This is a genomic window from Modestobacter sp. SYSU DS0657 (assembly GCF_054050925.1).
Map to the genome: position 1 here is coordinate 128,696 of NZ_JBJHAG010000007.1, position 18,561 is coordinate 147,256.

Consider the following 18,561-nt stretch of genomic DNA (forward strand, 5'->3'; position numbering starts at 1 on the left):
CGGACGGGGGTAGAACTGGAGCCGAACAGGGCGGAGAGACACCAGGAGTCAGCCCTCCTCAGGACTGGAGCCCGCCCATGAGCGGCAATGCCACCCACCGGTTCAGCAACACCAGCGTGCTGACGGTGCAGACGGCGGACGCGACCCAGGTGATCACCTCCGACGCGATCGACGAGCAGCTGCTGGAGACCTACCAGCGGGTGCGACTCCGACCCGGCCTGCTGGAGCGGCTGGCCGGCATCCGCGAACGCAGGTGGTGGGCCGACGGCGTCACCTTCGTCGACGGTGCGGCGATGGCCGGGGCCAAGGCGATCAGCGAGAGCGGCGTCGACCCGGCCGCGATCGGGCTGATGGTGAACACCTCGGTGAGCCGTCAGCACCTGGAGCCCTCGACCGCGGTCGCCGTGCACCACGCGCTGGACCTGCCGCGCTCGTGCAAGAACTTCGACATCACCAACGCCTGCCTGGGCTTCGTCAACGGCATCGAGCTGGCCGCGGCGATGATCGACTCCGGCTTCATCGAGTACGCGTTGATCGTCAACGGTGAGGACTCCCAGAAGGTGCAGGAGCGCACCATCGAGCGGCTGCAGGGCCCGGACACCCGTTCCCGCGACGTCATCGACCAGTTCGCCACCCTGACCCTGGGCTCCGGCGCGGCCGCGATGGTGCTGGGCCGCAGCGACCGGCACCCGGAGGGGCACCGGGTGGTCGGGTCGGTGAGCCGGGCGGGCACCGAGCACCACGAGCTGTGCACCGGTGACAACGACCAGATGGACACCGACCTCAAGGGCCTGCTGGACGCCGGCATCGCGCTCTCGGCCGACATGTGGGACGAGGCGGCCGGGGTGTTCGACTGGCAGCAGGGCATGGACCGCTACGTCATGCACCAGGTGTCCAAGGTGCACACGGCGGCGATGTGCGAGCGGTTCGGCGTCGACCCCGCCCGGGTGCCGCAGACCTTCCCGACCCGGGGCAACCTCGGCCCCGCGTCGGTGCCGTTCACCCTCGCCACGGACGCCGACTCGCTGGTCGACGGCGACCGGGTGCTGCTGATGGGCATCGGCTCCGGCCTGAACGCCTCGTGCATGGAGATCGCCTGGTGAGCGACCCGAACGATGCCCTCCAGAACGATGCCCTCCAGAACGATGCCCTCCAGAACGATGCCCTCCAGAACGATGCCCTCCAGAACGATGCCCTCCAGAACGATGCCCTTCAGAACGAGGCCCTCCCGCCCGGCCTGCCCGGGCTCGACCCCGCCTGGTCCCGGCGGGTCACCGTCGCCGACGCGGACGGCGTCAAGCACGAGTGGCACGTGCTGGACAACGGTGTCCGGGAGCCGGTGGGCACGCTGCTCTGCGTCCACGGCAACCCGACCTGGTCCTACCTGTGGCGGCGGCTGCTGGCCGCGGCGCCGCCCGGCTGGCGGGTGGTCGCGCCCGACCACCTCGGCATGGGCTTCTCCGAACGGCTCACCTCCCCGCGGTCCCTGGCCGAGCGGGTCGCCGACCTGGGCGACCTCACCGCCGCGCTGGGCGTGACCGGCCCGGTGGTGACCGTGGGGCACGACTGGGGCGGCATCCTCTCGCTGGGCTGGGCGCTGGCGCACCGCGACCAGCTGCGTGGCGTGGTGCTGACCAACACCGCGGTGGCCATGCCCGAGGGCGACGCCGGGCCGGCGCTGATCCGGGCAGCCCACCTGCCCGGGGTGCGCGGCACCGTCACCGTGGGCACGCCGTTGTTCGTCCGGGCGACGACGGCGCTGTCCTGGCCGCCACTGCCGGCCGCGGTCCGCAACGCCTTCGCCGCCCCGTACCGGGGGGCGGGCCGGCGCGGCTCGGTCGGTGACTTCGTCGCCGACATCCCGTTCGCCGACGGCCACCCGTCGCGCCCGAACCAGGAGGCGATCGCCGAGGGCATCCGGGAGCTCGACGTGCCCGCACTGCTGATGTGGGGACCCCGCGACCCGGTGTTCGGCGAGCGGTACCTGACCGACCTGCGGTCGCGGCTGCCGCACGCGCAGGTGCACCGGTTCGAGGGCGCCTCCCACCTGCTGCCCGAGGACGCGCCCCGGTACGCCGCGGCGGTCGCCCAGTTCGTCGCCGACCTCGACGCGCCGCCCGCCCCCGCGCCACCCCGGCCGGGGGTCCCAGCGGACCGGCGGCCGTGGTCGGCGCTGAGCGAGCGGGCCGGCGACGACAGCCCCGCGGTGGTCACGGTCGGTGGCAGCACGGCAGGTGGCGGCACGGCCGACGGCGGCTGGGTCACCGGCGGCATGGTCAGCTGGGCCGGGCTGCACCGGCGGGTCGAGCAGCTGGCCAGCGGGCTGCGCGCCGCCGGGCTGCGACCCGGCCAGCGGGTCGCGCTGCTGGTCGAGCCCTCCGCCGACCTGACCGCGTCGGTCTACGCGGTCTGGCGGGCCGGCGGCGCGATCGTCGTCGTCGACCGGGGCCTGGGCCTGCCCGGGATGCGCCGGGCGCTGCGCGGTGCATCCGTCGACGCGGTCATCGGCAGCGCGCAGGGGCTGGCCGCGGCGCGTGCCATGGGCCTGCCCGGGCTGCGGTTCGTCGCCGGCCGGCTGCCCGCCGCCGCCCGCCGCGCGCTGGGGGTCACGCACGACCTCGCCGAGCTCGAGCAGCTCGGCCGCGCCGCCGGGCCGGTCGCCGACGAGTCCTCGCCCGACGACGACCGGGCGGTCCTGTTCACCTCCGGCGCCACCGGCCCGGCCAAGGGCGTGGTGTACACCCAGGCGCAGGTCGTGGCGCAGATCGCGCTGGTGCGCGAGGCCTACGGGCTGACCGCCGCCGACCGGTTCGTCGCCGCGTTCGCGCCCTTCGCCATCCTCGGCCCGGCGCTGGGCATCGGCTCCGCGGTGCCCGACATCGACGTCACGGCGCCGGGCACGCTCACCGCGCCCGCCCTCGCCGACGCCGTGGCCGCCGTCGACGCCACGGTGCTCTTCGCCGCGCCCGCGGCGCTGCGCCGGGTGGTGGCCACCGCCGGCGAGCTCACCGACGCGCAGCGGGCCGCGCTGGCCGGGGTGCGGCTGGTGATGTCGGCCGGCGCACCGGTGCCGGCGTCCCTGCTGCGCTCGCTGCGCGAGGTGCTGCCCGACGCGGAGGCGCACACGCCCTACGGGATGACCGAGGCGCTACCGGTCACCGACGTCTCGCTGCCCGAGATCGAGGCCGCCGAGCAGGAGGCGGGCGGGATGCCGGACGGCGTCTGCGTCGGCCGCCCGCTGCCCGGGGTGGAGCTGCGGGTCAGCCCGCTGGACGACGCCGGGGCCGCCGTCGGCGCGCTCACCGCCGCCCCGGGCGTCACGGGCGAGGTCTGCGTGCGGGGCGCGCACGTCAAGGACCGGTACGACGCCCTGTGGATCACCGAGCGGCTGTCCTCCCGGGACGCCGGCTGGCACCGCACCGGCGACGTGGGGCACCTGGACGCCGACGGCCGGCTGTGGGTGGAGGGCCGGCTCCCGCACGTCGTCACCACCCCCGCCGGCCCGGTCACCCCGGTCGGCGTCGAGCAGCGGGTGGAGCAGCTGCCCGGGGTCGCCGCGGCCGCCGCCGTCGGGGTCGGGCCGGCAGGCACCCAGCAACTGGTGGTCGTCGTCGTCCCGGCCGACGGCCGAGGCCGGCGCGGGCGGCTGCAGCCCGCCGACCCCGAGCTGGCCGAGTCAGTGCGGTCGCGGGCGGCGGTGCCGGTGTCGGCCGTGCTCACCACCGCCCGGCTGCCGGTCGACATCCGCCACCAGTCGAAGGTCGACCGGGCCGCCGTGGCCCGGCAGGCCGCCCGGCTGCTCGCCGGCTCGCGCACCGGCCTGCGCCGGCCCGGAGCGTGAGGCGCCCGTGAAGGTGCTGGTCACCGGGGCGGGCGGGATGCTCGGCCGGGCCACCGCCACCGCGCTGGTCGAGCGCGGCGACGAGGTCACCGTGCTGCAGCGCCGCCCCGCGGGGCTGCCGTGCGCGGAGGTGCTGGCCGACGTGGCCGACCGGGGGGCGGTGGCCCGCGCCGTGGCCGGGCACGACGCGGTGGTGCACCTGGCCGCGAAGGTCGACGTCGTCGGGCCGTGGCACGAGTACCAGCGGGCCAACGTCGAGGGCACCCGGTCGGTGGTCGAGGCCTGCCGCGCCGGCGGTGTCGCACGGCTGGTGCACGTCTCCTCGCCGTCGGTCGCGCACGCCGGCGCGGCGCTGGCCGGCGCGGGCGCCGGGCCGGCCGACCCGGTCCGGGCCCGCGGAGCGTACGCCCGCTCCAAGGCGCTGGCCGAGCAGGAGGCGCTCGCGGCGGACTCCGCGGCGCTGGCCGTGCTCGCCGTCCGCCCGCACCTGGTGTGGGGGCCGGGCGACCCGCAGCTGGTCGAGCGGATCGTCACCCGGGCCCGCGCCGGCCGGCTGCCGGTGATCGGCACGGGCGCGGCGCTGATCGACAGCACCTACGTGGACAACGCCGCCACGGCACTGGTCGCCGCGGTCGACGCCTGCGGACCGGTGCACGGGGAGGCGCTGGTGGTGTCCAACGGCGAGCCCCGGCCGGTCGCCGAGGTGCTCGACCGGCTGTGCCGGGCCGCCGGGGTGCCCGGCCCGACCCGGCGCGTCCCGTTCCCGCTCGCCTGGGCCGCCGGCGCTGCCGTCGAGGGTGTCTGGCGGGCCACCGGCCGCCGGGACACTCCCCCGCTGACCCGCTTCCTCGCCGAGCAGCTGGCCACCGCGCACTGGTTCGACCAGCGCCGCACCCGCGAGGCGCTGGGCTGGCGTCCCACGGTGTCGCTGGACGAGGGCTTCACCCGGCTGGCCGCGTCCGCCGCGGCCGGCTGACCGCTCGGGAGGGGCGCCGTGGGCGGGCAGGACGGCTTCGACCAGTTCGTCGCCGATCACCGACGTGACCTGCTCGGCTCGGCGCTGCTGCTCACCGGCGACCGCCTCGACGCCGAGGAGCTCGTCCAGGCCGCCCTCGTGCGGACCCGGCGGGTCTGGCCTCCGGCCGATCCGCTGGGCACCGCCCGCCGGGCGCTGGTCGCCGGGGCAACCCGCCGCGGCTCCTGGCGGCCGGCCGGCGGGGAGGTCGCCGCGGAGCTGCCCGATCCCGCAGGCGCGGTGGACGACGAGCTGGCCCGAGCGCTGCGGGAGCTGCCGCGCCGTGCCCGGGCCGCCGTGGTGCTCCGGCACCACGAAGGGCTCGACGAGGCGTCGGTCGCGGCGCTGCTGGACTGCCCGGTGCCCGCTGCCGCGGCCGAGGTGGCCCGCGGCGTCGAGCGGCTGCGCCCCGCGGTCCGGCCCGACCCCTACCGGCCGGCGCACCCGGTTCCCGACGAGCAGCGGCTGCAGGACGCCCTGGCCCGGCTGGCCGCGGCGCCCGGCCGGTGGCGGCTGGACGCACCGCAGGCCGTCGCCGACGTCGGATCCCGGCGGTCCGGACGGCGCCGGCGCGCACTGGGAGGGGCGGCTCTCACCGCACTGGTCCTGACCGCCGCCGTGGTCACGCTGGACCGGCCAGCACCGGTGCTCCGGACCCCGCCGGGAGCGCCCGCCGCCGCCGAACCGCCAGCAGCCGCTGCGCCCCCGGCCGAGCCGCTGCCCACCGCGCCCGTGCTGACCGGCCCGGCCCGGGGCTCGCTCGCCGGCGACCCGGCGTTCCTCGCCGCTGCCCAGCAGATCGACTGGGGCCCGCTGGAGGCGCCCCCGGTGGCCGACCGGACCGTCGTCTTCGCCGGGGACACGCCCGCCGGGCGCGCGGTGCTGGTCGTCGGCACGGTCACGGAGGACTTCCGGGGAGTCTGGCTGACCGGTCCGGTCGGGGCGCCGCCGGCGCAGCTGACCCCGCACGTCCCCCGCGGGCTGGGCGAGGGCCGGCCGCTCACCCTGTTGCTGGGTGGGCCGGGGCCGGCGTCGCTCATCGTGGTCGCCGGGCGCGAGGACGTGGTGGAGGTGTCCGACCGGCTGCTGGTCGGGGCCCGCGGCACCGTGGGCCGCCGTTACACGGCCGTCGACACCGTCGACGGGGCGGCCGTCGTGCCGGCCCGCACGACGGAGGACGGGCCGAGCATCAGCGTCCGGGTCACGCGCGAGGGCCGGGTGGTGCTCCGCTCGGCCGTCGCCTGGCCCGGCGACCGGCCGGGCCGCACGGTCCCGCTGCCCGAGCTCACCCCGTTGCGTCCCACCGCCGGCCCGGCCGACGACCGGGTGGTCGCCGCGGCGCTGACCGGGGTGGCCGTGCCACTGGGCGTCGAGCCCGCTGAGCTGCAGCCGGAGCTGCTGTGGAACGGCGAGCTACCGCTCAGCACCGGCCCGGGGTCGGTGGTGGTGGTGCTGGCGCGCAGCCCGGGGGGCGCCCTGGTGGTCACCACCTGGGCCGGGGGCGGCGGCGGCGCGGTCACCTGCGGCACCCAGACCCCCGCCGGCAGCACCGACCCGGCCTCGCTGACCATCGCCCGGGTCTGCGACGTCGAACCGCCCGGGCTCCGCTGGTCCGACGGTGCCCGGTGGCTGGTCGTCACCGCGCCGGCCGCGGGGACCGTGGCGGAGGTGCTCGACGACCGCGAACGGGTGCTGGCGTCGCTCCCCCTCACCGGGGGCGGCGCCGTGACCGAGCTGCACGAGGGCGCCCGGTCGGTGCGGGTGCTCGACGGCACCGGCGAACCGATCGCCCAGACCCCCGTCGCGGCTTCGCCCACCCAGCCCTTCGGCGACTTCGGGTCCGGGCTGCAGCGCTGACCGCCCCCCGCTCAGCTCACACCCGGCACCGGCCCCCTGTGCGCTCCACCTTGCCGACGCGTAACGCCGGCGGCGGCTCGGGGAAACACGCCGTCCATACCTTCGCCAGGCACCCCGAGGCGCCCGTCGGGCGCCCGCACCGCCGCGAAGGAGCACCCGCCCCATGCCTCACTCCCCCAGGCAGCTGGTCGTCATCGGCGGCGGCATGGTCGCCCACCGGCTGGTGGAGGCGCTGGTCGACCGGGGCGGGGTCGCCGACGGCGGCTGGCAGGTGACCGTGCTCGCCGAGGAGCCCCGCGCTCCCTACGACCGGGTGGCGCTGACCTCCTACTTCTCCGGCCGGGACCCCGAGGACCTCTCCCTGGGCCAGCCGGAGCTGTGGGAGACGCCGGGGGTCACCCTGCGCCGCGGCGAGCAGGTCACCGCCGTGGACCGCGCGGCGCAGCGGGTCACCACCGCCTCGGGCCGGGAGCTGCCCTACGACGCGCTGGTGCTGGCCACCGGCTCCTCCCCCTTCGTGCCCCCGGTGGAGGGGCGCGACCTCACCGGCTGCTTCGTCTACAGGACCATCGACGACGTCGCCGCGCTGCGGCAGTACGTGACCGACCGGCAGCGGGAGCTGCCCCGCCCGGTCACCGGCGCCGTCGTCGGCGGCGGGCTGCTCGGCCTGGAGGCCGCCGGCGCGCTCACCGCGCTCGGCGTCGAGACCTCCGTGGTCGAGTTCGCGCCCCGGCTGATGCCGCTGCAGGTCGACGACGGCGGCGGCGAGGCGCTGGCCCGGCTGGTCGGCGCGCTCGGCGTGCGGATCCACGCCGGCACCGCGACGGCGAAGCTCACCGCGGGGCGCGACGGCCGGGTCGGCCGGATGCACGCCGCGGAGGGCTCGGCCACCGGGCTCGAGCAGCTGGACGTCGACGTCGTGGTGTTCGCCGCCGGCGTCCGCCCCCGCGACGAGCTGGCCCGCGCCGCCGGGCTGCCGGTGGGCCCCCGCGGTGGCGTGCTGGTCGACGCCAGCTGCCGCTCCGAGGACCCGACGGTGTACGCCATCGGTGAGGTCGCCGCGGTCGACGGACGCACCTACGGCCTGGTGGCGCCGGGCTACACGATGGCCGAGGTGGTCGCCGACCGGCTGCTCGGCGGTGCCGCGGAGTTCCCGGGCGCCGACCTCTCGACCAAGCTGAAGCTGCTCGGGGTCGACGTCGCCAGCTTCGGCGACGCGTTCGGCACCACGCCCGGGGCGCTGTCGGTCGTCTACGGCGACCCGGTCGCCGGGGTCTACAAGAAGCTGGTGCTCTCCGACGACGCCCGCACGCTGCTCGGCGGCATCCTGGTCGGCGACGCCACCGCCTACGCCGGGCTGCGCCCGATGGTCGGCCGCGAGCTGGGCGGCGACCCGGCGGCCTGGCTGCTGCCCGAGGGCGCCGAGGGCGGTCCGGCCTCGGCCGAGCTGCCCGACGACGCCGCGGTCTGCTCCTGCAACAACGTCACCGCAGGCACGATCCGGGACGCCGTGCGCTGCGAGGGCTGCACCGACCTGGGCGGGGTGAAGGCGTGCACGAAGGCGGGCACCAGCTGCGGCTCGTGCCTGCCGCTGGTGAAGAAGCTGGTGACCACCGAGCTCGAGGCCGCCGGCGTCACCGTCAGCTCCGCGTTGTGCGAGCACTTCGACGTGAGCCGCGCGCAGCTGTTCGACATCGTGCGGGTCACCGGGATCGCGAGCTTCAGCGAGCTGGTCGAGCGGCACGGCCGCGGCCGCGGGTGCGACATCTGCCGGCCGGTGGTCGCCTCGATCCTGGCCAGCCTGGACGGCCGGCACGTGCTGGACGGCGAGCGGGCGGCGCTGCAGGACACCAACGACCACGTGATGGCCAACATCCAGAAGGACGGCACGTACTCGGTGGTGCCGCGGGTGCCCGGCGGGGAGATCACGCCGGAGGGGCTGATCGCGATCGGCGAGGTGGCCCGGGACTTCGGGCTGTACACGAAGATCACCGGCGGGCAGCGGATCGACCTGTTCGGTGCGCGGATGGAGCTGCTGCCGGCGATCTGGCAGCGGCTGGTGGACGCCGGCTTCGAGTCCGGTCACGCCTACGGCAAGTCGCTGCGCACGGTGAAGTCCTGCGTGGGCTCGACCTGGTGCCGCTACGGCGTGCAGGACTCCGTCGGGCTCGCGGTCGCCCTGGAGCTGCGGTACCGAGGCCTGCGGTCCCCGCACAAGATCAAGCTCGGTGTCTCGGGGTGCGCCCGGGAGTGCGCGGAGGCGCGCGGCAAGGACGTCGGGGTGATCGCCACCGACAAGGGGTGGAACGTCTACGTCGGCGGCAACGGCGGGTTCACCCCGCGGCACGCGCAGCTGCTGGCCGAGGACCTGGACACCGAGACGCTGGTGCGCACCATCGACCGGTTCCTCGTCTACTACGTGCGCACCGCCGACCGGCTGCAGCGCACCGCGCCCTGGCTGGAGGAGATCGAGGGCGGGCTGGAGCACGTGCGCGCCGTGGTGCTGGAGGACTCCCTCGGGATCGCCGCCGACCTCGACGCCGCGATGGCCGCGCACGTGGACGGATACACCGACGAGTGGCGGGCGACGCTGGAGGACCCGGAGAAGCTGCGCCGGTTCGCCGCGTTCGTCAACGCACCCGACTCCCCCGACCCGTCGCTGGCCTACGTGGTCGAGCGCGGGCAGCCGCGGCCGGTGACCGATGCCGACCGTGCCGATGCCGACCGACCCGGTGCCGTGCTCGTCGCCGGCCCCCGCCTGGAGGTGTTCTCCCGATGACCGCGAGCCTCGAGCGTCCCGTTGCGGCCACGACCGCCACTGCGACTGCGACTGCGACCGGCTGGACGACCGTTTGCGCGTTCGACGACCTGCTCCCCGAGCGCGGGGTCGCGGCCCTGGTCGACGGTGTGCAGGTGGCCGTCTTCCGGCTGTTCGACGGCAGCCTGCACGCGATCGGCCACCGGGATCCGTTCAGCGGCGCGCACGTGCTGGCCCGCGGCCTCGTGGGCACCCGCAGCGACGCCCCGACGGTCGCCTCGCCGATGTACAAGCAGGTGTTCGACCTGCGCACCGGGCAGTGCCTGGACGACCCTGCGGTGTCCGTCCCGGTCTACCCGGTGCGGCGGCGGGAGGACCTCGTCGAGGTCGCCGTCGCCTGAGCCACCCGCCGGCTGCACCGCCCGCGTGCCCGTCCAACGCATCCCCACGCGGTCCGAGCCCCCAGCCCCGTCCAAAGCCTCCCCGCCCCCCTTGTGTCGACGGGGAGACATGTCCACGGGGAGACATGTCCACGGGGAGACATGTCGACGGGGAGACGTGCCGTCACCACGACGTGCTTGCACGTCATCAGATCGGCATGTCGGCACGGCGACGTCTCCAGGTGTCGACTCAGAAGGGCGGCGGATCCTGGGCCAGTGGGGGTCCGGGTTCCGCCGGTGGTGGTCCGGTGACCGACCCGGTTGATGGCGGCTCGGGTTCCGGTGGTCGGAGGCCCGGTGGTCGGGTGGTGCGGGCGACCCCGCTCGGGGTGGTCACCTGCAACGTGCCGTCGGGGGTCATCCGGAACTGCCAGCCGGAGGCGTGGGTCTTGAGCCGGTGGTGGGAGCGGCACAGGCAGCAGAGGTTGGTGCAGTCGGTGGCCCCGCCGCAGGCGTGGGTGATCACGTGGTCGAGGTCGGCCCAGCCCACGCGTTGGCCGCAGTTGGGGAACCGGCAACGCCGGTCGCGGGTGGTGACGAACACCCGCTGCCGCTCGGTCGGCCGGTACCGGTCGGTGGGTGGTGGCGGACCCAGCAGCGGGCAGGAGCACGGTGCGCTGCCATCGCCATCGCCATCGCCATCGCCATCGCCCTCGCCATCGCCCTCGCCATCGCCATCGCGGCCGGCCTCCCCGGGGTCGGGGTGCTTCGGGCAGCCGCGTCTGGCCAGCCGGGTGAGTTCGGCGGGGGTGAGCGTGGCCAGCAGCTCCCCGTCCGGACCGGTGACCGCGAAGGTGAGCGTGCCGCCGTCGGGGGCGGTCAGGCCGAGGGCGCCGACTCGGGTGAGCAGGTCGCGCAGGTGGGCGGCGGTGATCGGCAGTCCGTTCACCTCACCTGGCTCGGTGCTGCCGCCCTCCAACGCCGCCAGCGCCGCGGTGACGGTCAGGTTCGCCGCCACGGCCGGGAGGCCGTGGTCGGCGGGCCGGCGGATCAGGGCCGACAGCACCTGGGTGCGCAGCTGGCCGATGGGCCGGTCGTCCCCGTCGGCCTCGAGCATCCGCGCGAGCTGGTCGAGCAGGTCATGGCACTCGGCGGCCTCGTCGGCGGGCAGGTCCGCGGCCAGCACCGACCGTCCATCCGACGATGACGGGTACAGGTGCACGTCGGCGGTCTTCTCCGCCTCGCCCCGGGCCTCGTCGGCGGCGGCGTCGAAGCGCAGCATCAGCTCGGTGGCGCGCTTCCCCAGCCCGGTGACCGACAGGTCGGTCGCCTCCCCGAGGAGCTGCTCCTCGACGCGGGCGGCGACGTCGGCGTTGGTGTGCTGCAGCGCGTCGGCCAGCTGCTGCACGCGGCGCTCGTCCAGCGTCCCGGCCTTGAGCGCGGCGAAGGTCGCCGGGAGCTTCCGCTGCCAGGTCAACGCCCGCGTGAGCCGGTTCGCGGCAGTGGGGCGGCCGACGTTGAGCACCGTGGCCAGCTCCGCGGTGAAGAACTCACTGATCTCACCCTCGGCCGGCTGCCGAGTCCAGCCTGCCCGCCGCGCACCCGGGTGATCCGGCGCCGGATCATCCGAGGCCGGCCGCTGCCCGGCCAGCGCCAGGATCAGCTCCGCCTCGTAGGCGGCGTCCCGGGCGCGGCGCTGCTGCACCCGCTGCAGCTCGTCGGCCAGCTCGTCATCGGTCAGCCAGGGAGCGGGCAACCGCGAAGGCTCGACCGGGTGATCGAGCACCCAGTCGACGACCAGCCCCTCGATCGTGCTCGACCCCGACCTCCGCGACATGACCCGAACATACGTACGAAGTACGACAGTTTCGCCGGCAGATCAGAGCGGCAGCCTCGTGGCTGAGCCGATGCACACCAGGCTCGGGAGCGAACAACGGCCAGTCCGGTCACCAGCCGAGCCAGTCGACCGCCTCCCGCGCGATGTCCGGGGGCACCGTGTGCGGTCCGTCGAACTCCCGGTAGGTGACGTCGTACCCGTCGTCCCGCAGGTCCGGGACGAGGTCCCGGCTGGTCCGGGCGATCGGGAGCACCTCGTCGGCGGTGCCGTGCGAGACGAACACCGCCGGCTGCCCGGAGCGGGGACCGCTCGGTACGAAACCGGGCGAGAAGGCGAGGACGTGGCCGAACAGCTCCCCGTTGGCCAGGCCCAGCCCGAGCGCGTAGCTGGCGCCGTCGGAGAACCCGGCGACCGCGACCCGCTCGGGATCGACGGGCAGCAGCGAGAAGACCTCGCCCAGGGCCCGGTCGATGACGGCGACGTCGGCCCCGTACCCGCCACGGACTGCGTCCCAGGTGGAGCCGCGCGAGGCCGGGGCCAGCAGCACCAGGCCGCGCTCGTCGGCCAGCCCCTGGAGCAGGCCGATGCCGCCCGCGGCGTCGCCGCCCGCGCCGTGCAGCGAGACCACCAGCGGTGCCGGCCGCTGCGGGTCCAGCTCGGGTGGCACGTGCAGCAGCGCGTCGCGGTCTCGCTCCAGGCCCAGCGGGCGGGTGCCGTCCGACGCCGGGCCGGCCGACGGCTCCCCCGGCCGCGCGGTCAGGGTCGCCGCGTCGTCGTCCCCACCGCCGCCGCCCCGCGAGGTGACCACCTGCCCACCGCAGCCGGCGAGCACGAGCCCACCGGCCAGGGCGAGCACCTGCCTGCGGGAGACCTCGCCCGGGCTGCGGCTCATGCGCGGTCGAGCAGCCGTCCGACGGCCTCGGCGACGACGTCGGGACGGTCGGCGGGCACGAAGTGGCTCGCGCCGTCCACCCAGGTGAGCCGGGCGTCGGGCAGGTCGTCGGCCAGCCGCTGCCCGTAGCGGGGCTTCATCTGGTGGTCCAGCCGGCCCCACACCACCTCGGCGGGCACGGTGAGCCGCGGCAGGAAGGGCGCCACCGTCTGGGTGTAGACCGAGTCCAGCGACCGCAGGTGCCGGGCCAGCAGCCGCGGGCCACCGGGGCGCGCCCATGGGGCCACGAAGCGGTCGATGAACACCCCGGCGCGGTCCTGGTCGGCGAACAACGTCCGCAGCGCCGGGCGCAGCGCTGCGGCCACGGCCGGGGGCGGCAGCTGCCGCACCAGCGGCCAGGCGGCCTTCATCGCGCGCACCAGCGGCACCGGCCACCCGTCGTAGCTCACGCCGTCGACGACGCCCAGCCCGGCGACCCGGTCGGGCGCGATGGTGGTGAGGATCTGGGCCACGCCGCCGCCCAGGTCGTGCCCGACGACGACCACCCGGTCCAGCTCCAGGGCGTCGAGCAGCCCCAGCAGCAGCGACGCCTGGGTGGCCAGGTCCACCGGGTGCCCGTCCGGGGCCACCGACTCGCCGTAGCCGAGCATGTCGACGGCGAACACCCGCGCCCGGGCGGCGACCGACGGGACGACGTCCTCCCACAACCGGTGGTTCGTGGGGATGCCGTGCACCAGCAGGACGGGTGGCCCGGACTCCCCCGCCGTCCAGACGTTGAGGCGCAGCCGGCCGACGTCGACGAGCCGGGTCTCCCCGGTGGGCAGCTGGCCGATGTCCGTTCCGCTCATGCCGGGTCCGGTGCCCAGCGGGCTCCGGGCGACACCCCGATCCGGATCACAAGGCGGTGTGTACGTTTGTACATATGGACGACGCGCGCACCATGCGCGAGCGGATGCTCGCTGGTGACCTCTACATCGCCGACGACCCGGAGCTGGCCGCCGAGAGCACCCGCGCCCAGCAGCTCACCCACCGGTACAACACGATGGACCCCACCGACGGCGCCGCCCGCCGCGAGGTGCTCGAGCAGCTGCTGGCCGCGTTCGGCCCCGGCAGCGAGCTGCGCCCGCCGTTCCGCTGCGACTACGGCCACCGCATCTCGGTCGGGGCGCGCACCTTCGCCAACTTCGGCCTGGTCGTCCTCGACGTCGCCCGCGTGACCATCGGCGACGACGTGCAGATCGGGCCGAACGTCCAGCTGCTCACCGCCACCCACCCGGTCGAGCCCGGCCCCCGCCGCGACAAGTGGGAGGGCTCGGCACCCATCGTCATCGCGGACAACGTCTGGCTCGGCGGCGGCGTCATCGTCTGCCCGGGGGTGACCATCGGGGAGAACACCGTGGTGGGCGCCGGCGCCGTGGTCACCCGGGACCTGGCGGCGAACGTGGTCGCGGTCGGCAACCCCGCCCGGGTCGCCCGCGAGATCAGGTGAGCGCGGAGGCGGAGGGGCGCCCGGCACGCCGGCACGACCCGCAGCGCGCCGACCGGATCGTCGACGCCGCCCTCGACGTCATCGCCGAGCACGGTGTCGCGTCCACCACGCACCGGCTCATCGCCGCCGCCGCCGACGTGCCCCTGGGATCGCTGACCTACCACTTCACCGGCCTCGACGACGTGATCGCCCAGGCGTTCGCCCGGCACGCCGAGCGGATGGCGGTCGTCTACGAGGCGCACTTCGACCAGGTGCGCAGCACCGCCGACGTCGTCGCGGCGGTCACCGACCTGGTGCACGGCGACGCCGGCGCCGACGACCGGGACTGGGCGGTGGCCTACGAGCTCTACCTGGCCGCGCTGCGCGACCCGTCGCTGCGCGCGGTCACCGAGTCCTGGATGCGCCGCAGCCGCAGCGTGCTGGAGCGCTTCGTCGACCCGGTCACCGCGCGCGGCGTCGACGCCCTGATCGAGGGGCTGGTCATGCACAAGGTGCTGGCCACCACCCCGGTCGACCGCGCCCAGACCACCGAGATCGTCGCCCGCGTCGTGCGGTCGAACCCCGCCCCCGAGGAGCACGCATGACCACCGCCGCCGACGCGTCGGGCCCGTCGCCCGCGCAGGTGCGCACCGCCACCCGCGCGACCTACCTCGCCTTCATCGGCGCGGGTTTCGCCTTCGCCAGTTGGGCCGCCCGCATCCCGCAGGTCCGCACCCGGCTCGACCTCGACCCCGCCGCGCTCGGGCTGGTGCTGCTCGCGATCGCCGCGGGGTCGGTGATCGCCCTGCCGCTGTCCGGGCCGGTGATCGCCCGGCTGGGCTCGCGGCGCACCGTGACGCTGATGGCCGGGCTGCTCACCGTCGCGCTGGTGGTCGTCGCCGTGGCACCGCTGGTCGGCGTGCTCCCCCTGGTGCTGGGGCTGTTCCTCATGGGCTTCGCGAACGGCGCCTGGGACGTCGGCATGAACGTGCAGGGTGCGGTGGTGGAACGGCACCTGGGCCAGGCGGTGATGAGCCGCTTCCACGCCGGCTTCAGCCTGGGCACGGTGGTCGGCGCGCTGGGTGGGGCGGCGATGGTCGCGCTGGACGTGTCGGTCACCGTGCACCTGCTCGGCGTCGCCGCCGTGGTCGCCGCCGTGGTGCCCGCGGCGGTCCGCGGCTTCGTCGCCGACGTCGAGGACACCCCCGCCGGCGCACGGCCGGCCGCCGAGGGCGGGGTGCTCGCCCGGTGGCGCGAGCCGCGCACCCTGCTGATCGGGCTGTTCGTGCTCGCCTTCGCCTTCGCCGAGGGGACGGCGAACGACTGGATCAGCATCGCGCTGATCGACGGCTACGGCCTCAGCCCGGCGCTGGGCACGCTGGGCTTCGCGCTGTTCCTCACCGCGATGACCGCGGCCCGCTGGGTGGGCCCGCCGCTGCTGGACCGGTTCGGCCGGGTGCCGCTGGTGCGGGCGCTCGCCGGGCTGGCCGTGGCCGGGCTGCTGCTGTTCGTCTTCGGCCCGAACCCCGCCGCCGCCTTCGCCGGGGCGCTGCTCTGGGGGGCGGGCACCTCGCTGGGCTTCCCGGTCGGCATGAGCGCCGCCGCCGACGACCCGGCGCACGCCGCGACCCGGGTCAGCGTCGTCGCCTCGATCGGCTACTGCGCGTTCCTGGCCGGCCCGCCGCTGATCGGCTTCCTGGGGCACGAGCTGTCGGTGCTGCGTGCGCTGACCGTGGTCGCGGTGCTGCTCGCCGTCGCGACCGCGATCGCCGGCGCGCTGCGGGAACCCGCGGCCGAGCCGGAGCTCGAGACGGAGCCGTCCGAGCGGTGAGCAGCGGTCCCGCACCCGACGACGGTCAGCCCTCGAGCAGCTGGTCGCGCACCCGGCGGCGCAGCACCTTGCCGATCTGCGAGCGGGGCAGGTCCTCGACCGGGACCAGGCGCCGCGGCACCTTGTAGCCGGACAGCTGCTCCCGGGCGCGGGCGCGCACCGCGTCGAGGTCCAGGTCGGGGTCGTCGAGCACGACGGCGGCCACGACCTCCTCGCCGCCGTCGGGGCCGGGCAGGCCGACCACGGCGGCGTCCCGGATCCCCGGCACCGCCTTGAGCACCTCCTCGACCTCCGAGGGGTGCACGTTGAACCCGCCGGTGATGACCAGCTCCTTGATCCGGTCGACCACGGTGACGAAGCCGTCGTCGTCTGCCACCACGATGTCGCCGGTGCGCAGCCAGCCACCGGGCAGCAGCACCTCGGCGGTCTCCTCCGGCCGGTTCCAGTAACCGGCGAACACCTGCGGCCCGCGCACCAGCAGCTCGCCCCGCTCCCCCGGCGACCGCTCCACGGCCGGGTCCTCCGGGTCGACGATCCGCATCTCGGTCGACGGGAAGGGCAGCCCGACAGTGCCCGGCCGGCGGGTCGGGCCCACCGGGTTGCCCAGCACGATCGGCGAGGTCTCGGTCATGCCGTAGCCCTCCACGACCAGCCCACCGGTCACCTCCTCCCACCGCTGCGCCGTGGCAGCCGGCAGCGGCATGGCGCCGGAGAGCGCGAACCGGGTGCTGGAGAGGTCCGCGCCGCGCTCGGCGGCAGCGGTGGCCAGCCGGTCGTAGACCGGCGGCACGGCCGGCAGGAACGTCGGCGGCAGCCGGCGGGCCGCAGCGAGCACCTGGTCGACGTCGAACCGCGGGAAGAGCACCAGCGTCGCCCCGAGCCGGACGGCGGCCACCAGGCCCAGCAGCATCCCGTAGGCGTGGAACAGCGGCAGGACGCCGTAGAAGACCTCCTCGCCCTCCCGCAGCCCCGGCACCCAGGCGACGGACTGGGTGACGTTGGCCAGCAGGTTGCGGTGGGTGAGCACCGCGCCCTTCGGGGTGCCGGTGGTGCCGCCGGTGTACTGCAGCAGCGCGACGTCGGCGTGCGCCGGCCCCGGGTGGGCGGGGTCCAGCGGCGGCGCCTCGGCGACCAGGTGCTCCCAGCCGAGCGCACCGGGCGCCGGGCCGGTGATCGCCGACCGGGTGGCGCGCGCCTTCGGCACCGGCAGGCGCAGCGCCAGTCGCTTGGTCCACGGCAGCGCCCGGGTCAGGTCGACCGCGACGACGGTGCACCGGCCGGGGAGCTCCAGCCCCTGGACCAGCGGGGCCACCTTGTCCCAGACCACGGCGACGGTGGCGCCGTGGTCGCGGAACTGGGTGTGCAGCTCGTCGGCGGTGTAGAGCGGGTTGTGCTCCACCACGACCGCGCCCAGCCGCAGCGCCGCGTAGAAGGCGACGACGTGCTGCGGGCAGTTGGGCAGCACCAGCGCGACCCGGTCACCGGGGCCGACGCCGAGCCGGCGCAGCGCCTCGGCGACGCGCGCCACCTGGTCGGCGAGCTGCGCGTACGTGGTGGCGCCCCCGGAGAAGTCCAGGGCGGTGCGGTCGGGGAAGCGCGCCGCGGCCTCCGCCAGCAGGTCGCCCACGGTCTGCTCGGGCACCTCCACCCGGGCGGGCACTCCGGGGGCGTAGCTGCGGGTCCAGTGCGGCACCGGTTCGGCGGTCACCCCGACAGCGAACCACGCGGGGCGCGCGGGCCGCCCGGGGGACCGGTCACTCCGGGTGGACAACGTGGAGATCTCGTGACGATCGGCCGGTGGATGTGCCGCCGGGTGTGTGCCCGAGCACACCTCGAGCACCACCTCCCCGCCGATTCCAGGAGGCCCGCGATGCCGACCCCCTCACCCCGACCGTCGGCCCGACTCTGGCGCGGGGTGACCCGGGCCAGCCGGCTGGCCGCGCCCGCGCTGTACGTGGGCACCGCCCTGCTGGGCGCCACCGCGACGTCCGTGCCGTCCCTCCTGCTCGTCGGGCTGCTGTCCGGCGCTGCCGTCGGCGTGACGATCGGCCTGGCCGACCCGGGGTTCCCGGCGTCCCCGGCGGCCCGCCGCCGGGCGATCTGCGCCGCCGGCATCGGGGTGCTGCTGCTGCCGTTCGCCACCGGGATCGGTCTGCTGGGCAGCGCGGGTGTGCTGGTCGTGCCGCTGCTGCTGGTGCTCTGCGCCGTGACGGCCGCCGGGTGGCTCGCCGAACTCGACACCGGCCCGGCCCCCGCGCCGCGGGAGCCGCTGCCCTGCCCGGTGGACCAGCTGACCACCGAGCAGCTGTTCGCCACCTGGTCGGCCAGCGGGGACCAGCTGCGCCGCCCGGTGTCGCCGGGCACCCGGGCGGAGCTCGCCGAGCTCCGCGCGGCGCTGCTGGACGAGCTGCTGCGGCGGGAGCCGGAGACCACCGCGCGCTGGCTCGATCAGGGCGCGCCGGCCCCCCGGCACCACCGGGACGGCGGCACGCCGGTCTGACCGGCCGGCCCGCCGGGCTCAGCGGGCCGGCCGGGTCGGGGTACGCCGGCGCCGAGGGGGGGGGGGGGGGGGGGGGGGGGGGGGGGGGGGGGGGGGGGGGGGGGGGGGGGGGGGGGGGGGGGGGGGGGGGGGGGGGGGGGGGGGGGGGGGGGGGGGGGGGGGGGGGGGGGGGGGGGGGGGGG

The 18,561-nt window shown here is 76.3% G+C and carries 14 protein-coding genes; 10 read left to right on the top strand and 4 right to left on the bottom strand.

Annotated elements, in window-relative coordinates; all coding sequences use genetic code 11:
• Positions 1-77: 77 nt before the first annotated feature.
• From ACI79A_RS07025 to nirD, 6 genes are all read left to right on the top strand, one after another.
• On the top strand, positions 78-1,103 hold the full coding sequence (locus tag ACI79A_RS07025; RefSeq protein ID WP_457081385.1) for a 3-oxoacyl-ACP synthase III: 1,026 nt from the start codon (positions 78-80) through the stop codon (positions 1,101-1,103).
• Positions 1,100-3,841, top strand: a complete 2,742-nt coding sequence (locus ACI79A_RS07030; RefSeq protein WP_457081387.1) for an alpha/beta fold hydrolase — start codon at positions 1,100-1,102, stop codon at positions 3,839-3,841. Before ACI79A_RS07025 ends, ACI79A_RS07030 begins: the two co-directional genes overlap by 4 nt.
• Positions 3,842-3,848: 7 nt before the next feature.
• Positions 3,849-4,817 carry an NAD-dependent epimerase/dehydratase family protein gene (locus ACI79A_RS07035; RefSeq protein WP_457081389.1) on the top strand — a complete coding sequence of 323 codons (969 nt, stop codon included), beginning with the start codon at positions 3,849-3,851 and terminating at the stop codon, positions 4,815-4,817.
• Between the two features lie 18 nt (positions 4,818-4,835).
• On the top strand, positions 4,836-6,713 hold the full coding sequence (locus ACI79A_RS07040) for a sigma factor-like helix-turn-helix DNA-binding protein (protein WP_457081391.1): 1,878 nt from the start codon (positions 4,836-4,838) through the stop codon (positions 6,711-6,713).
• A gap of 163 nt (positions 6,714-6,876) precedes the next feature.
• Positions 6,877-9,492 (top strand): nitrite reductase large subunit NirB, encoded by a 2,616-nt coding sequence (nirB, locus tag ACI79A_RS07045; RefSeq protein WP_457081393.1) that lies wholly within the window; start codon positions 6,877-6,879, stop codon positions 9,490-9,492.
• Positions 9,489-9,872 carry a nitrite reductase small subunit NirD gene (nirD, locus tag ACI79A_RS07050; protein WP_457081395.1) on the top strand — a complete coding sequence of 128 codons (384 nt, stop codon included), beginning with the start codon at positions 9,489-9,491 and terminating at the stop codon, positions 9,870-9,872. The genes nirB and nirD overlap by 4 nt, the downstream gene beginning before the upstream one ends.
• Positions 9,873-10,101: 229 nt before the next feature.
• On the opposite strand, the gene ACI79A_RS07055 is transcribed toward nirD, so the two are convergent.
• The 3 genes from ACI79A_RS07055 to ACI79A_RS07065 all read right to left on the bottom strand — a co-directional run bounded on the left by ACI79A_RS07055 (position 10,102) and on the right by ACI79A_RS07065 (position 13,428).
• Entirely contained in the window at positions 10,102-11,688 is a 1,587-nt protein-coding gene (locus tag ACI79A_RS07055) for a DUF222 domain-containing protein (protein WP_457081397.1), read from the bottom strand.
• A gap of 109 nt (positions 11,689-11,797) precedes the next feature.
• A complete protein-coding gene (locus ACI79A_RS07060) occupies positions 11,798-12,580 on the bottom strand; it encodes an alpha/beta hydrolase (protein ID WP_457081399.1) in 783 nt (260 codons plus the stop codon).
• Positions 12,577-13,428, bottom strand: a complete 852-nt coding sequence (locus ACI79A_RS07065) for an alpha/beta fold hydrolase (protein ID WP_457081401.1) — start codon at positions 13,426-13,428, stop codon at positions 12,577-12,579. Before ACI79A_RS07065 ends, ACI79A_RS07060 begins: the two co-directional genes overlap by 4 nt.
• Positions 13,429-13,502: 74 nt before the next feature.
• On the opposite strand from ACI79A_RS07065, the gene ACI79A_RS07070 reads away from it, so the two are divergent.
• From ACI79A_RS07070 to ACI79A_RS07080, 3 genes are read left to right on the top strand one after another with little or no spacing between them, the layout of a single operon-like run.
• Positions 13,503-14,069 carry a sugar O-acetyltransferase gene (locus ACI79A_RS07070; protein ID WP_457081403.1) on the top strand — a complete coding sequence of 189 codons (567 nt, stop codon included), beginning with the start codon at positions 13,503-13,505 and terminating at the stop codon, positions 14,067-14,069.
• Positions 14,066-14,653 carry a TetR/AcrR family transcriptional regulator gene (locus tag ACI79A_RS07075; RefSeq protein WP_457081405.1) on the top strand — a complete coding sequence of 196 codons (588 nt, stop codon included), beginning with the start codon at positions 14,066-14,068 and terminating at the stop codon, positions 14,651-14,653. Before ACI79A_RS07070 ends, ACI79A_RS07075 begins: the two co-directional genes overlap by 4 nt.
• On the top strand, positions 14,650-15,879 hold the full coding sequence (locus ACI79A_RS07080; protein WP_457081407.1) for an MFS transporter: 1,230 nt from the start codon (positions 14,650-14,652) through the stop codon (positions 15,877-15,879). The genes ACI79A_RS07075 and ACI79A_RS07080 overlap by 4 nt, the downstream gene beginning before the upstream one ends.
• 25 nt (positions 15,880-15,904) lie before the next feature.
• Here the strand turns inward: ACI79A_RS07080 and ACI79A_RS07085 are convergent, their stop codons facing one another.
• Positions 15,905-17,587 (bottom strand): long-chain-fatty-acid--CoA ligase, encoded by a 1,683-nt coding sequence (locus ACI79A_RS07085; protein ID WP_457081409.1) that lies wholly within the window; start codon positions 17,585-17,587, stop codon positions 15,905-15,907.
• Between the two features lie 207 nt (positions 17,588-17,794).
• Here ACI79A_RS07085 and ACI79A_RS07090 point away from each other — a divergent pair, with 207 nt between their 5' ends.
• Positions 17,795-18,379 carry a hypothetical protein gene (locus tag ACI79A_RS07090; RefSeq protein WP_457081411.1) on the top strand — a complete coding sequence of 195 codons (585 nt, stop codon included), beginning with the start codon at positions 17,795-17,797 and terminating at the stop codon, positions 18,377-18,379.
• Positions 18,380-18,561 lie beyond the last annotated feature (182 nt).

What these genes read in the sequence shown, in the direction of transcription:
- ACI79A_RS07025 (WP_457081385.1), top strand. Translation starts at nt 78, where the DNA reads ATGAGCGGCAATGCCACCCACCGGTTCAGCAACACCAGCGTGCTGACG.
- nirB (WP_457081393.1), top strand. Translation starts at nt 6,877, where the DNA reads ATGCCTCACTCCCCCAGGCAGCTGGTCGTCATCGGCGGCGGCATGGTC.
- nirD (WP_457081395.1), top strand. Translation starts at nt 9,489, where the DNA reads ATGACCGCGAGCCTCGAGCGTCCCGTTGCGGCCACGACCGCCACTGCG.
- ACI79A_RS07055 (WP_457081397.1), bottom strand. Translation starts at nt 11,688, where the DNA reads ATGTCGCGGAGGTCGGGGTCGAGCACGATCGAGGGGCTGGTCGTCGAC.
- ACI79A_RS07060 (WP_457081399.1), bottom strand. Translation starts at nt 12,580, where the DNA reads ATGAGCCGCAGCCCGGGCGAGGTCTCCCGCAGGCAGGTGCTCGCCCTG.
- ACI79A_RS07065 (WP_457081401.1), bottom strand. Translation starts at nt 13,428, where the DNA reads ATGAGCGGAACGGACATCGGCCAGCTGCCCACCGGGGAGACCCGGCTC.
- ACI79A_RS07070 (WP_457081403.1), top strand. Translation starts at nt 13,503, where the DNA reads ATGGACGACGCGCGCACCATGCGCGAGCGGATGCTCGCTGGTGACCTC.
- ACI79A_RS07080 (WP_457081407.1), top strand. Translation starts at nt 14,650, where the DNA reads ATGACCACCGCCGCCGACGCGTCGGGCCCGTCGCCCGCGCAGGTGCGC.